13 protein-coding genes are annotated in these 13959 nt (G+C 55.1%); 8 read left to right on the top strand and 5 right to left on the bottom strand.

Annotation, left to right across the window (positions count from 1 at the left end; translation table 11 throughout):
- Positions 1-75 precede the first annotated feature (75 nt).
- A complete protein-coding gene (locus ACESNI_RS03190) occupies positions 76-708 on the top strand; it encodes a glycine zipper 2TM domain-containing protein (RefSeq protein WP_373084976.1) in 633 nt (210 codons plus the stop codon).
- A gap of 103 nt (positions 709-811) precedes the next feature.
- Complete coding sequence (locus tag ACESNI_RS03185) at positions 812-1603, top strand: enoyl-CoA hydratase-related protein (RefSeq protein ID WP_373084973.1); 792 nt, start codon at positions 812-814, stop codon at positions 1601-1603.
- Positions 1604-1625: 22 nt separating this feature from the next.
- Here the strand turns inward: ACESNI_RS03185 and ACESNI_RS03180 are convergent, their stop codons facing one another.
- On the bottom strand, positions 1626-2036 hold the full coding sequence (locus ACESNI_RS03180) for a lipocalin-like domain-containing protein (RefSeq protein ID WP_373084971.1): 411 nt from the start codon (positions 2034-2036) through the stop codon (positions 1626-1628).
- A 99-nt stretch (positions 2037-2135) separates the two neighbouring features.
- Here ACESNI_RS03180 and ACESNI_RS03175 point away from each other — a divergent pair, with 99 nt between their 5' ends.
- Both ACESNI_RS03175 and ACESNI_RS03170 read left to right on the top strand, forming a co-directional pair.
- On the top strand, positions 2136-2540 hold the full coding sequence (locus ACESNI_RS03175) for a VOC family protein (protein ID WP_373084969.1): 405 nt from the start codon (positions 2136-2138) through the stop codon (positions 2538-2540).
- Positions 2541-2567: 27 nt separating this feature from the next.
- A complete protein-coding gene (locus ACESNI_RS03170; protein WP_373084968.1) occupies positions 2568-3161 on the top strand; it encodes a DUF2238 domain-containing protein in 594 nt (197 codons plus the stop codon).
- Between the two features lie 37 nt (positions 3162-3198).
- Here ACESNI_RS03170 and ACESNI_RS03165 read toward each other — a convergent pair whose 3' ends face one another.
- Together ACESNI_RS03165 and ACESNI_RS03160 are read right to left on the bottom strand one after the other, a co-directional pair.
- Positions 3199-3837 (bottom strand): LysE family translocator, encoded by a 639-nt coding sequence (locus ACESNI_RS03165; protein ID WP_373084966.1) that lies wholly within the window; start codon positions 3835-3837, stop codon positions 3199-3201.
- Between the two features lie 3 nt (positions 3838-3840).
- Complete coding sequence (locus ACESNI_RS03160; RefSeq protein WP_373084964.1) at positions 3841-4704, bottom strand: alpha/beta hydrolase; 864 nt, start codon at positions 4702-4704, stop codon at positions 3841-3843.
- A 209-nt stretch (positions 4705-4913) separates the two neighbouring features.
- Here ACESNI_RS03160 and ACESNI_RS03155 point away from each other — a divergent pair, with 209 nt between their 5' ends.
- Complete coding sequence (locus tag ACESNI_RS03155; protein ID WP_373084962.1) at positions 4914-5939, top strand: TAXI family TRAP transporter solute-binding subunit; 1026 nt, start codon at positions 4914-4916, stop codon at positions 5937-5939.
- A 6-nt stretch (positions 5940-5945) separates the two neighbouring features.
- Positions 5946-7760 (top strand): PAS domain-containing sensor histidine kinase, encoded by a 1815-nt coding sequence (locus ACESNI_RS03150; protein ID WP_373084959.1) that lies wholly within the window; start codon positions 5946-5948, stop codon positions 7758-7760.
- Here ACESNI_RS03150 and ACESNI_RS03145 read toward each other — a convergent pair.
- A complete protein-coding gene (locus ACESNI_RS03145; RefSeq protein WP_373084957.1) occupies positions 7757-8386 on the bottom strand; it encodes a LysE family translocator in 630 nt (209 codons plus the stop codon). The genes ACESNI_RS03150 and ACESNI_RS03145 overlap by 4 nt on opposite strands.
- Before the next feature lie 112 nt (positions 8387-8498).
- Between ACESNI_RS03145 and ACESNI_RS03140 the strand changes: the two genes are divergently transcribed.
- Entirely contained in the window at positions 8499-9884 is a 1386-nt protein-coding gene (locus ACESNI_RS03140; RefSeq protein WP_373084955.1) for a PLP-dependent aminotransferase family protein, read from the top strand.
- An 8-nt stretch (positions 9885-9892) separates the two neighbouring features.
- Here the strand turns inward: ACESNI_RS03140 and ACESNI_RS03135 are convergent, their stop codons facing one another.
- Positions 9893-10330 (bottom strand): YbaN family protein, encoded by a 438-nt coding sequence (locus ACESNI_RS03135; protein ID WP_373084953.1) that lies wholly within the window; start codon positions 10328-10330, stop codon positions 9893-9895.
- A gap of 252 nt (positions 10331-10582) precedes the next feature.
- Here ACESNI_RS03135 and ACESNI_RS03130 point away from each other — a divergent pair.
- On the top strand, positions 10583-13959 hold a 3377-nt coding region (locus tag ACESNI_RS03130; protein WP_373084951.1), incomplete at its 3' end, for an indolepyruvate ferredoxin oxidoreductase family protein.

The raw sequence follows: 13959 nt of genomic DNA, 5'->3' as shown, positions 1-13959 counted from the left end.
GGGTGCCTGAGTTAGGCCTTATTTCACCCTTAGTTTCCCGGGTGAGACAGACTGAAATAACAGATGGGGTATAAAATGACGTGCAAGACACCGCGAACCTGTCGGATCGGCCCTGCCAGAGCCGCTATCTTCATTGGCGTCGCCGCCATTTTCATCATGGCGGACTCCCTGCCGGTTTTGGCAGACCCGCCGCCATGGGCTCCCGCGCATGGCTATCGCGCAAAACATAAATCCAAGAAAAACAAGCATAAGAACTATGAGAAACATGAAGAGCAATATGTAGCTCCAATTCCCTTCGGAATTGATCTTGGGAGATGTAACCGGGAACTTTTGGGATCAGTGCTGGGCGCTGCGGCCGGCGGGGCCGCGGGGTCTCAGGTTGGCAAGGGCGATGGGCAGCTTGTCGCAATCGCTGGCGGCACGATTATCGGCTATTTGCTCGGTGGCAGTATCGGCCGCAGCATGGACGAGATAGATCAGAACTGTATCGGCCAGATTCTGGAGCATGCGGAAGACGGGCAGGATATCATCTGGAACAATCCGCGGAATGATGCGGTTTACGACGTGGTTCCCAGAAGCACCTATCAGCAGAAAAATGGTGAATACTGCCGCGAATATACGGCTCAATCGGACATCAACGGCAAAACCCAAACCACCTACGGCATTGCCTGTCGGCAGGAAGACGGTAGCTGGAAGCTTAAAAGCTGACCTGAGGTCAGGCATTTCGGGTGGGAAAGATGCCTGATATTGCTATTATAGGGGCGGGAATAAAAATAATATGTCCCGCATGTGAAATGAAAGGGACCCCCTTATGAGCTATGATTACATCTCAGTCGTCTCTGAAAACCGTGTTACCCGGATTACCTTTGGCCGTCCGGAGGTGATGAATGCCATCAACAAGCCGATGCATGAGGAACTGCAGAGCGCTATAGACACCTTTGCTGCTGATTCGGATCAATATATCTGTGTCCTGACTGGCGCGGGCAGCCGCGCCTTTTGCGCGGGCAGTGACTTGAAGGCGATTGCCGCCAGTGACGGTGAGAAACGCCACCAGTACCCGAAAAACGGTTATGCTGGCCTGATCGAGCGCTATGACCTCGATAAGCCGGTAATTGCGGCGGTGAACGGTGTGGCGCTTGGCGGCGGGTTTGAAATTGCCCTTGCCTGCGACATCATCATTGCGGCAGAGAATGCCCGCTTCGGCCTGCCGGAACCGTTGGTCGGGGCGATCGCTATTGGCGGCGGCCTGCACCGGCTGGCGCGGCAGATCGGGCTGAAACAGGCGATGGGCCTGATTTTAAGCTCCGACAGTATCGATGCCGCCCGGGGGGCAGAACTCGGCTTTGTCAATGAAGTGGTGGCACCGGACGCGCTTGACGCTGCCGTCAACCGCTGGTGCGAGCGGATTTTGCGCGGCGCGCCGCTTGCCATCCGTGCCTCGAAAGAGGTGGTAATGCGGGGTCTTGACGAACTCTCTCTAAAGGCGGCGCTCGATGGACAGGCGGATTATCCGGCATTTAAAACATGGCGGGCGGCGGACGATACGAGTGAAGGCCCGCGCGCCTTCGCAGCAAAGAGAAAACCCGAATGGAAAGGCCGCTGAGGCAACCGGCCGTCAGGGGGAATTAATCGGCAACCCGCTTCCAGACCAGATGATGCTCGTGCATTGTGCCCGAATTACTCGTTTCCGGCGCGGTTTTAAGCAGAAGATTGTCGCCGTCCCAGGCTATCGTGCGCATGCGCGGCATGCCGATCCAATGCGGGATAGTGGCATAGAGCACATCATGGATAACCTGGTCTCCGTCAACTCTGAAGATACCACCATACGCGAGGCTTGTATTGTATTTGGCATCGGTGCCGCGCCGGGCCTTGGCGAAGTCGGCCCGCATCAGGAATCCCGACATTCGGCCGTCAGCGGAGTAGATGATCTGCCCGAGGGCGTCATCGCCCATGGGGAAGCCCGCGGGGACAGTGTTTTTAAGCGCCTGCCACCGTTGCAATGTCCAACTGCCGATCAAATCTTCCTCTGTAAACATACATGTACTCCCCATCACTTTTTCGTGATCGTAGCAGTTTGATACACAGGATAAAACATTTAAATTAGAATTATGTCAATTCTGGCGAAAAGAGGAAAAATGTTCAAAATCAAGCATATCGACCATCTCGTTCTGCGTGTGGTTGATGTAGAAACGATGATGAGATTCTATATCGACACGCTCGGTTGCACCCTCGAAAAAACCCAGCCCGAGATCGGTCTTTACCAGTTACGTGCCGGTGGCTCGCTGATCGATCTGGTGCCAGTGACGGGCACACTTGGGAAAATGGGCGGCGCCGCACCGGGAGTGGAAGCGCGCAATCTGGATCATTTTTGCCTCGCGATTGACCCCTTCGATGCGGAGGAGGTTAAGGCCTATCTGAAGGGCAGGGGCGTTGATCCCGGCGAGGTCAAACGGCGCTACGGTGCTGAGGGCGATGGCCCGTCTTTTTATCTGGAGGACCCGGAGGGGAATACGGTAGAGTTGAAAGGCCCGCCCGATTGAGGCGCGGTCAATGAGGGAGAACAAGAGATGAAATATATCTGGCTCGGCATTTATTTTGCGGTTCTGATCTGGTCAGGTATTCATCCGAAGGATTATTTCGTCTGGTTTTTGGAAGTTTTTCCGGCGCTGATCGGCCTTGGCCTTCTCGCAGCGACATACCAGAAATTCCGTTTAACACCGCTTCTTTACGGCCTGATCCTGATCCATTGCGTCATCCTGATGGTCGGCGGGCATTACACCTACGCCGAGGTGCCGCTGTTCGACTATATCAAGCCCTGGTTCGGGTTCGAGCGGAACAACTACGACCGCCTCGGTCATTTCGCGCAAGGCTACATCCCCGCCATTCTCGCGCGGGAAATTCTCATCCGGCTGAAAGTTGTGACGCGCTCAAACTGGCGGAACTTCATCACGGTCGCTATCTGCCTCGCCTTCAGTGCTTTTTACGAGTTGATCGAATGGACCGTCGCCCTCCTCTCCGGTACCAACGCTGATGATTTCCTCGCAACTCAAGGAGACATCTGGGACACCCAGAGCGATATGGCCATGGCACTGCTGGGGGCGATCTGCGCTCTCCTGTTGCTGGCGAGGGTGCATGATCGGCAGTTGGCGAAGCTGGATTAATTTAAATTAGACGATATCTTTGCGTCTTTTTCTCGTCTCAGGTACTAAATGGATTTCTCGCATCAGTAAGTAATTTGCCTCCAATGAGGATAAAGCAGGCGCCGGCGGTGCGCTCAACAATGTGGCTCAGCTTTTCGAAGCGGCGCATGACCGGTTTTGAGGACATGAACAGGCTGACGATTGAGTACCAGAGGAGGGCGCTGGCGAAGACCAGAGCGATCATGAGGAATAGAAGCCAGGTCGGGGTCTCGGCGGTGACGGCGGTGGCGAAGACGCTGGTAAAGAGGACGATTGCCTTCGGGTTGGTGAGAGTGACGAGAAAACCGAACAGGAGCGGGTTACGGGTTGACTTCGCGCGGCCGATTCTGCCGGAAAGATCAACCGCCCTCTTTTTTGCGAGCAGAAGCCGGATGCCGAGATAGATCAGGTAGCTGGCGCCCAGCACCCGCACGGCCCAGGCCAGCCATTCATACTGCACAAGAATGGCCGACAGGCCGAGCAGGCTGAGGCTGGAATACATTAACAAGCCGAGCGAGACACCCAAGGTGGTGAGCAATCCGGATCGCGTCCCGCCGGTCATGGAGGAGCGGACAACACCAATAAAGTCCGGCCCCGGCAGCATCAGCGCGGGGATGAAAATGCCAAAAACGGAAAGCAGGATCAGCGATGTGTTCATGGGTCAGAGGTCCATCATGTGTAATAGGGCGCGGGTGAGCGGATCATCGGGCCGATGCAGCCGCTCGGTGATGTCGAAATGATTATCGGTGCCGGTTTCCAGATACTCGCATTCCAGCCCGGCAGCACGACATTTGTCAGCGAATTCCCGTGACTGGCGATGGAAAGAGACGGACTCGCCCCCACCAACCGCGCAGAGCAGCGGGCAGCTCGCGGTGAGCGATAGCAGTTGCGGGCTGTTGGCGGCGGCCTCTTCCGCAGTGAGATGCAGGTCCGCCTGTAATTCTGTATGGCGATGGGGCTCTATGTCAAACAGGCCGCTCAAGGGCGCGGCGCCTTTCAGAAGGTCTGCGGGTAAGCCAAACTCCCCCTGCCAATCCGTTGCCATCATCATGCCCGTAAGATGCCCGCCTGCCGAGTGACCTGAGAGATAAATCCGCTCAGGATCACCATGGTAGCGAGAGATATTTCGGTAGCACCACTGCAGTGCCCCGCGCATCTGCTGCACAATGTCAGTAATGGTTACGGCGGGGCAGAGGTCATAATTCGGCAATACTACTGTCGCCCCGGCGGCGACAAAGGGCGCGGCGATATCGCTGTAACTGCCTTTATCCAGCGCGCGCCAATAGCCGCCATGGATAAAGATAAAAACCGGGCTATCCTCCGCGGCTGCAGGAAAGATATCGAGGGTTTGAAGATCGCTGTCGCCATAGGGGACATCAATATGGCAAGAAAGTTCGGCGCGGAGGCGGGCACTGCGGCGGGCGGCGCGTTCAAAATACGTGTCAGTATCTGGCACCGTCCGGCGCGGGAGATACTGGATATTCAACTCCTCAATCTCCGTTGGCGTTAAGTGGTCATATCCCATTATATGGTTCTTTCCGGCGAGAGTACGGGCGTACAGAATATCATGATTTTCATTTCAGGGGCAAATATCAGCGCGGGAAATAATCATCAATATCAGACCATTGCGGTTTTGTTTACTGGTAATTAACTAAGCCAATGCTAGCATCCATGTTGAAGTTGAGCTTTAATATTGAATTGCAGCAAATAAACGTAATATGACGGGGAAGTGGCATGGTTTTTAAATGCTTGGTCGGGGGTCTCGCACTTTTCATATCGGTTCTGTCGGGTTCATGGTCGGTGGCCGCTGAGACAACGATTTTCCGCATTGGCACTGGCGGGGTGGGCGGAACATATTATCCCGTCGGTCAGACAATTTCCAAGGCCATTTCCAACCCCACGAGTGCAACGGACTGCGCGCCTGATCCCTGCGGCATTCCGGGCCTGCTGGCGATCAGCCAGGCCTCCAACGGTTCGGTATCGAATATCGAGGATATCGAGAACAATAAAATCGAAAGCGGCTTTTCCCAATCTGATGTTGCCTACTGGGCCCTGAACGGCAGCGAGGTTTTCAAGGAAAAGGGCGAGTATAAAAATATTGCTGTCATCGCCAGCCTTTACATGGAAAACATTCATCTTGTCGCCCGTAAGGGATCGGGGATCAAGTCGGTTTCAGATCTGGTGGGCAAGCGCGTATCCCTAGATGATCCGGGTTCAGGCACCCTTGTCGATGCCCGCATTATCCTGAAAGCCTACGGCATCTCGGAAGACGAGATGCGAGTGCAATATATCAAGCCCTCTCCGGCCGTGAAAAAAATACGGGCGGGCGCCCTCGACGCTTTCTTTATCGTTGCGGGCCACCCGTCCAAGGCAATTGTGGAACTGAGTAATGACGATCTGGTAACGGTTATCAATATTGACGGCCCGGCCGCGGACAAAATTGTTTCCGAGTACAGCTATTTCTCGAAACAGGTCATTCCGGCAGGCAACTATAAAGGGGTTGGTGACGTCCATACGCTTGGCGTTGCTGCCCTTTGGATCGTCGGCAAGGACCAGAGCGATGAGACTGTTTATAAAATCACGAAGGCTTTTTGGGAAAATCTGCCGGGTTTTCAGAAATCTGACGCACATCCCAAACTCTCCTCCATCTCTTTAAAAACCGCTTTTGAATCCGTTAGCGTTCCGTTTCACCCCGGGGCCATGAAATATTATGATGAAATTGGTCTCAAGGACCCTCATTTCACAACGAACCGAGACTAGAATTTAATGTCGAAAAGCTTGTTTTCAAACTTCAGCCTGACTTTTAGGCTACGGACAATCCTGAAACGGCATAACGCCTATATTCTCGGCATCCTTTTGCTGGCGATCTTTGTTGTCGGTACCATTTATTACGTTCAGGTGACGCTTTCGACGATTGAGGAATCGATCCCGCTCAAGGTGATTGAAGATGAACAGGCCGTTGCGACGATCCTGTATGACCTCACCGAGGTAACGCATTCCCTTGAACTAGCAGGATTGGCAAAGGGCGAGAAACGGCAGGTAATTTTGCAGGCCGTCCGTCATAAATTGGGTGGCGTTAATTTTGCGCTAGAATTTAAGCGGATTGAATATGGCTTTGATAACCTGATTGGTACTGCAGCAATCTACGGGATGCTGCGCCCGGCAATCGATGATGTTGGGAGCTGGCTTCAGGACGGTATCGGCGGATTGCAGCCGGAAACTGATATTGTGATCTCAGCCGCGTTGACGCGCGCGCGCGGCGCCATAACCAAAGCGAATGTATTACATGCCCAGGCGAACAGTAATGCAGTCGGGCTTCTGGGAACTCAGGCAAGCCGCATCAACACATTTCGTAGCGGCATGTTGTTGGTGCTGTTCATTCTGGCCGGGCTGGCGCTCATCCTGATTTACTATATTTACAATCGCCGGGCCGCCAGTGTGGCCCTCGAACAAAGTGAATTGAAGCATCGGAGGATTTACGAAAACGCGACCGAAGGGATATTTCTGGCAAGAGCAGACGGCACGCTGATCAACGCAAATCCTGCCATGGCGACCATTTTAAAATACCAGTCGTCGGAACAGCTGGTCCGCAAGTCCAACTCCTTCACCACGGATATTTATGTCGATCCCGAGGTTGCCCAGCGACACTTGATGTTGGTGGCAAAAAAACAATATCTGATTGACGAAATCCACCAGTGGCGCTGCAAGGACGGGAGCTTGACATGGGGGGCCATTAACGCCCATGGCGTTTTCGACGAAAAAGGCAGAATGCTATACCTTGAAGGAACGCTGACCGATATGAATGATCGCGTCAAGGCAGAGGTGAGCCTGCGACAGGCCAAGGATATGGCAGAACTTGCAAACCGGGCAAAGTCAGAATTCCTGGCAAATATGAGCCACGAACTGCGGACGCCCCTCAATGCCATTATCGGCTTTTCTGAACTCCTGATGTCGGAGGCGTTCGGGACGCTTGGGCATGAAAACTACAAGGAATATTCTACAGACATTCACGGCGCGGGTCGGCATCTTCTCGACGTGATCAATGATGTTCTCGACGTTGCCAAGGTTGAGGCGGGTCAGCTTCGTCTGGCGGAAATGAAAATTGATCTTGCAACCGTGGTCAGGTCCTGCTTCCGTATGTTATCGGTCAAGGCGACCGACAGCGGCGTGACCCTGATCGATGCTATGCCGGATGATCTTCCGGTATTTCTGGGTGATGAAACCAGGCTCAAGCAGGTCATTGCCAACCTGATTTCCAATGCGATTAAATTTACGAATAACGGTGGAACGATAACGGTTGCCGCAGAGTTGCAGAGCGACGGCGGATTTATGGTAAGTGTAAGTGACACCGGGATCGGCATTGCCGAAAAGGACATTGCCCGGGTGCTGGACCGGTTCGGTCAGGTGCAAACGACTTACGCCCGTAATAACGACGGAGCGGGCCTCGGCCTGACGCTGGTGCAGATGCTTGTCGAGATTCACGATGGCCGGTTTACGCTCGAAAGCGAGGTTGGTGTCGGCACTGTTTGCACCTTGCGGTTTCCGCCCGAGCGGACAATACATCTCGCTGAAGCAGGTTAGCCGATCACGGCAAGCAGGGGCGCCAGCCCGTCAGACTGCAAGAGCGCCAGGGCGACGGCAATCACCATCAGCAGCGCAAGCGTCACATTGATAATCCTAAGCGCCCTTGTTGAGGTTACCAGCCGGCGCAAGACATCACCGCCATAGCACCAGACGGAATTGAGGGGCAAGCCCACGAGCGTGAATATCAGCATGATTATCGCGATTTGCCCGGCATAGCTAGCTGTCGGCGATACAAATTGTGAATAAGCGGCAATAATCGCCACCCAGGCTTTCGGATTCAGCGGATGGAGGATCAGTCCGGCGAGAAATCCCGGTTGCTTAGCTCTGTCGACTATTTGCGGGTTGGCCGTCGCTACCCGATAGGCGAGATACAGGATGTAAAGTACGGAGGCAAAAAGAAAGCAGACCTGCAGCAATGGAAATGTCGCGAACAGGGTGCCTAGCCCAAAGGCTGTCGCCAGGCACACCAGCAGGAACCCGAAAAGAGTGCCGATCAGGAACGGCAGTGACCGCCAATAACCGTAACTGGCCCCGGAAGCCATGAGTGCCATATTGGCGGGCCCGGGAGAGCCAACCATCGACACTACAAAAAGGGTAATCAGGGCAATTTTTCCGAGTTCCATCGGCTTGATCCGTTATTAAAAGCGATATGAACAATTTACAATGTATCAATATTGTCATAAAATAGTGTCCGTCAATTTCTATATTGTCTTCATGACAATTTAAAGGAATGCCGTGAAGAAATTCGAAGAAATCGTCGATCTGTATATTCAGCTTATCGATGAGGGAAAATTAAAGCCCGGCGACCAACTGCCGACCCATCGCGAACTCGCCTATGAATGGGGCTGTAGTATCGGCACCGCCAGCCGGGCCTATGCCGAGTTGGGGCGGCGAGGCTTTTCCTATGGGAAAATCGGGCAGGGCACTTTCATTTATGGCACAAAAAATGACGAGGCGGCAATTGGCAAGGGAGCCTTTTTTCCGCGTGACAGTTGGCCGAACAATGACGGCGTCGTTACGGACCTGTCAAAGAATAGCTATTACCATCCGGAAACGAATACCCGGTTGCAGGACGCGCTTCAGCGGCTTGCGCGAAATAATGAGGTCAGTTCCTACCTCACCTACTTCGATAGCCGCGGCCGGCCCCGAGATCGAGAAATAGCGGCGCGCTGGCTGCAAACCCAGTTACACTCGGTGGAAAGTGAAAATATCATCATTACCCAGGGTGCGCAGTCTGGGCTTCATCTTGCCATGGCAACGCTGGCGTCTCCCGGTACTGTTGTGGCGACGGAGGCGTTCGGCTATCCGGGGATCCGGGCAGCAGCCCATGAATTGGACCTGCGCCTCGCGCCCATTGCCATGGACGAGGAGGGGCTCCGTGCCGATGAGTTCGAGCAGGCGTGTGGACGCGGCAATATCAAGTTGCTGGTGACCGTACCGACAAACCATAACCCGACCGGCATCACGCAATCGCGGGCGCGACGGGAAAAGATTATTGAGATCGCGGCACGAAATAAAGTGATCATTGTCGAAGATTCGGCTTACGGGCCCCTACACGACCGTGACGTACCCGCCTATGCAGACCTAGCCCCGCAAAACACGATACATCTTACAACGCTGTCCAAGGTTTTTAATCCAGCATTGCGAATCGGATATCTGGTCGCTCCCGCTAATCTGGTGCCGCGTCTGGCGACAAAAATGACAACGATCAACTGGATGACGTCGCCTATCCTCCTCGATTTGGCGAATTTTCTTCTACAAAGTGGCCAGGTTGAGGCGCAGGCGCAGGCATTGATGAGTATTTCCGCCCGCCGGGAAAAAATGGCAACTGACCTCCTTGAGCCTTGGCTCATGACGCGTGGCCGGTCCACCACCGCGCCGCTGGCGCATCTATGGGTGCGACTGTCGCCCACGCAAACGATAGCGGAATTTGTTTCCTCGGCCCGCCGGGAAAATATCGTTGTCGTTGGCGGTAATTCTTTCGCGATGAGCAAGAATATCGAGGCGCATCATGTCCGTCTCTGCCTGATGGCGGAGCCGGACGAGCGGCGGCTGGAAAAGGCGCTACGCCGTCTCGCGGTTCTGCTTGCGCAGGAAAATTCGCCGATTATGCTGACTTGAGCTACCCGTCAGACGACATCACCATCCCGTGGTCGGCTTGGACGTGTCAGGATAAACCCCGCACCGATCCCCATCAGAACCAGCATCGCGGTCAGTCCATACCAGGGGGTATTTGAGAATATAATCACCAACGTGGCGCTCAGCGTCATGGTGGCAAGGGCGATTATTTTGGCACGAAGCGGAATAACCCCGTATTTTGACCAGTCCTGCAAGGGCGGGCCAAACAACCGGTGGTGATACAGCCAGTTATGAAACTTTTCGGAGCTTTGTGAGAATGCCCAAAGCGAGATCAACAGGAAGGGCGTCGTCGGTAATACGGGCAGAAAAATACCCAGCGTGCCCAGCCCGACAAAAAACCAGCCGATCAGCAACAATATTATTTTCCTGCTCGAACCCGTCACCGGCATCATGCCATTCCCTGAACTCACTTTGTCGATCGCGCGCATCCTTCGGACGGCCTAGGATATAACTGATAATGTAAAGATATGTTCAAATATATGTCGATCGCTGAATATTTTCATGGCAGGCTTGATCCTGAACAGCGCTTGTATGTTCCCGGCGGCAGTCATATGATAGAAACAGGAACGCCCAAGGAACGATGCGCAATCAAGGTGGCCGGGTTAAGTCGGTCGGAAGTTCTGGGAGCTTTCCTCGAGGATTGAGCAGAAATCAACATCCCGGGGCGCGGGAGATAGAAAATGCACAAGACCAATATCAGTCTTGACGATAAATATGATTTGGAAACCGGCCAGGTATTCATTACCGGCACACAGGCGCTTGTGCGCATTCCAATCATGCAACGTCAACGGGACACAGCTGCGGGCCTGAAGACCGGCGGATTTATCTCAGGGTACCGGGGCTCGCCTCTTGGTCTGTACGACCAGACCTTGTGGAAAGCCAAGCCATTTCTCAAGAATAATGACATCCACTTTCAACCGGGCGTTAATGAGGATCTGGCGGCGACCAGTATCTGGGGATCGCAGCAGTTGCCTATGTTCGGCAAGACCGATTTTGATGGCGTATTCGGCATCTGGTACGGCAAGGGACCGGGGGTCGATCGGTCTGGCGACGTTTTCAAGCATGGTAATATGGCGGGTAGTTCCGCGAATGGCGGCGTCCTCGTCCTGATGGGCGATGACCATATGGCCAAATCCTCCACGGTTGCGCATCAGAGTGAGCAGGCGATGATCTCCGCCATGATCCCGGTGCTCAATCCCGCGACGGTTCAGGAATATCTCGATTACGGGCTCTACGGTATTGCCTTGTCACGCTATAGCGGCGCCTGGGTTGCCATGAAATGCCTGACCGATACAGTTGAAAGCTCGGCCACTGCCTATGTAGGGCTGGACCGGGTGAATGTGGTCATTCCCGAAGACATCGAGCCACCGGCAGGCGGGGTACATATTCGTTGGCCGGATAACTCCCTCGCGCAGGAAACACGGCTCGTCCGGCACAAGCTGCCGATGATCAAGGCTTTTATTCGTGCCAACAAGCTCGACCGCATTACGCAAGACTCAACAGATCGCAGGTTCGGTATTGTTACCACGGGCAAGGCTTGGCTTGACGTCGAGCAGGCGCTCGGTGATCTTGGTATCCACGAAAATGAAGCCGAGGAGATTGGCCTTAGCGTTTACAAAGTCGCCTGTCCTTGGCCGCTGGAGCCGGAAGGACTAGTTGAATTTGCGATCGGGCTGGATGAAATTCTGGTCATTGAAGAAAAACGCAGCCTGATCGAGGATCAGGTCGCGAAGATTCTCTATGGACTTGAAGCGCATCCCATGCTGGTCGGCAAGGAAGACGAGGAGGGTGAGATGTTGCTGCCCTCGGACGGCGAGCTGACCCCGGCATCAGTGGCACGCGCCATTGCCTCGCGACTTAAACTTCGTGATATCTCGGAGGCCGTACTGGAAGGGATCAGCCTTGCTGAGGCGCGCGAGGACGGTAATTCCATGCCGGCGTCGCCGGTCACCCGCTCGCCTTGGTTCTGCTCGGGCTGCCCGCATAATTCCTCCACCAATGTGCCGGAAGGAAGCCGGGCCATGGCCGGGATCGGTTGTCACACCATGGCTGTCTATATGCCCAATCGGCGCACCGAAACCTATACGCATATGGGGGCGGAGGGGGCCAACTGGATCGGTCAGGCGCCCTTCACTAACGAGAAGCATATCTTCCAGAATCTCGGCGACGGCACCTATTACCATTCCGGGCTGCTCGCCATTCGCGCGGCCTGCGCTGCCAATGTCAATATCACCTACAAAATCCTGTTCAATGACGCCGTTGCCATGACCGGCGGCCAGCCGTTCGATGGGCCGCTCTCGCCGTGGCTGATTAGCCAGCAGGTCCATGCGGAAGGCGTGAAGCAGGTGGTTGTCGTGACCGATGAGCCCGACAAATATGACAGTGCCACAAAATGGGCACCAGGCGTCACCATCCATCACCGCGATGACCTCGATAAAGTCCAGCGGGACATTCGCGAGGTGGAAGGCGTGACGGTGCTGATTTATGACCAGACCTGCGCCGCCGAAAAGCGCCGTCGCCGCAAGCGTGGCACTTTCCCCGATCCGGCCAAGCGCGCCTTTATCAATGACCTTGTCTGCGAAGGCTGCGGTGATTGCGGTGTTGTTTCTAACTGCGTTTCGGTGAAGCCGCTGGAAACCGAGTTTGGCCGCAAGCGGGTCATTGACCAGTCGAGCTGCAACAAAGACTTCTCCTGCGTCAAGGGTTTTTGCCCGAGCTTCGTCACCGTCGAAGGCGGGGGGCTACGCAAGGCGGAAAAACAGGCGGTCACCTCCAGCGAGATCGACATTCAAAACCCGGCGGCAGAGCTTCCCGAACCCGCGCTTCCCGCCATTAACGGCAGCTATAATATCCTCGTCACCGGCATTGGCGGCACTGGCGTGATCACGGTCGGCGCGCTGCTTGGTATGGCCGCTCATGTCGAGGGCAAGGGCGCCTCGATCCTCGACCAGACCGGCCTCGCCCAGAAGAACGGCGCCGTGATGAGCCATGTGCGGATTGCAAACAGTGCGGCCGAGCTTGGCGGCACCCGTATTCCCAATCGCCAGACGGATGTGGTTGTCGGTTGCGACCTTGTTGTGGCAGCAGGACGTGACGCGCTGCAAACCTACGATCTTGGCCGCACGCGGGCCATCATCAACGATCATCTGGTGCCGGTCGCGGCGTTCGCCTTGACGCCGGACCTTGCCATGGACCGGGAGTCGCTTACCGGCCTGCTCGCTGAAAGCCTTGGCCGCGAACAGGCGGAGTTTATTGACAGCACGACGCTCGCCACGGCCTTGATGGGCGATTCCATCGCAGCCAACCTGTTCCTGCTCGGCTTTGCCTTTCAGAAGGGCACCATTCCATTATCGCTCAATTCCATCGAGACAGCGATCGAGCTTAATGGCATCGGGGTTGAATCCAATAAGCGCAGCTTCGCCTGGGGCCGCAAAGCAGCCGCCGCGAAAGAGGCCGTCGAGAAAATCGCCCAGCCCAATGCCCCGGACAAGGGAAAGGAGATCGAGACGCTTGAGCAGAAGATCGACCGGCGCCGCGACTTCCTGAAATCCTACCAGAACAGCCGCTATGCGAAGCGCTATGTGAATTTGGTGGAAATGGCACGGGCCGCGGAGGCCGGGGTCGCACCGGGCTCAACCCGGCTTGCCGAGGCGGTCACGCGGTATTTCTTCAAGCTGATGGCCTACAAGGATGAGTATGAGGTCGCAAGGCTCTATACGGACGGCAGTTTCACCAAAAAACTGAACGCGCAGTTCGAGGGCGACTTCAAGCTCAAGTTCCATCTCGCCCCGCCAATATTCGCCAAGAAAAACCCTGAAAACGGACACCTGATCAAGCAGGAATTCGGTCCGTGGATGATGAAGGCCTTTGGTGTATTGGCAAAATTCAAGGGATTGCGCGGCACCCCGCTTGATCCCTTCGGCAAGACGGCGGAACGACAGGCGGAACGGGCCCTGGTCGGCGAATATGAAACGACCATGCGGGATCTTTGCGACAAGCTGACAGCAGATAACCTGCCGCTCGCCGTTGAGATTGCGGAAATCCCGGAGCATATTCG

This window comes from Sneathiella sp. (genome assembly GCF_041689005.1).
Taxonomy (GTDB): Bacteria; Pseudomonadota; Alphaproteobacteria; order Sneathiellales; family Sneathiellaceae; genus Sneathiella.
The sequence above is the reverse complement of the archived record's forward strand: the minus strand, read 5'-3'. Positions and strand labels throughout refer to the sequence as shown.

Excerpts from the sequence above, each read along its gene's own strand:
- ACESNI_RS03150 (WP_373084959.1), top strand. The coding sequence starts at position 5,946 with ATGTCGAAAAGCTTGTTTTCAAACTTCAGCCTGACTTTTAGGCTACGG.
- ACESNI_RS03180 (WP_373084971.1), bottom strand. The coding sequence starts at position 2,036 with ATGTTTACAGAGGAAGATTTGATCGGCAGTTGGACATTGCAACGGTGG.
- ACESNI_RS03190 (WP_373084976.1), top strand. The coding sequence starts at position 76 with ATGACGTGCAAGACACCGCGAACCTGTCGGATCGGCCCTGCCAGAGCC.
- ACESNI_RS03155 (WP_373084962.1), top strand. The coding sequence starts at position 4,914 with ATGGTTTTTAAATGCTTGGTCGGGGGTCTCGCACTTTTCATATCGGTT.
- ACESNI_RS03135 (WP_373084953.1), bottom strand. The coding sequence starts at position 10,330 with ATGCGCGCGATCGACAAAGTGAGTTCAGGGAATGGCATGATGCCGGTG.
- ACESNI_RS03170 (WP_373084968.1), top strand. The coding sequence starts at position 2,568 with ATGAAATATATCTGGCTCGGCATTTATTTTGCGGTTCTGATCTGGTCA.
- ACESNI_RS03165 (WP_373084966.1), bottom strand. The coding sequence starts at position 3,837 with ATGAACACATCGCTGATCCTGCTTTCCGTTTTTGGCATTTTCATCCCC.
- ACESNI_RS03160 (WP_373084964.1), bottom strand. The coding sequence starts at position 4,704 with ATGGGATATGACCACTTAACGCCAACGGAGATTGAGGAGTTGAATATC.
- ACESNI_RS03145 (WP_373084957.1), bottom strand. The coding sequence starts at position 8,386 with ATGGAACTCGGAAAAATTGCCCTGATTACCCTTTTTGTAGTGTCGATG.
- ACESNI_RS03175 (WP_373084969.1), top strand. The coding sequence starts at position 2,136 with ATGTTCAAAATCAAGCATATCGACCATCTCGTTCTGCGTGTGGTTGAT.
- ACESNI_RS03185 (WP_373084973.1), top strand. The coding sequence starts at position 812 with ATGAGCTATGATTACATCTCAGTCGTCTCTGAAAACCGTGTTACCCGG.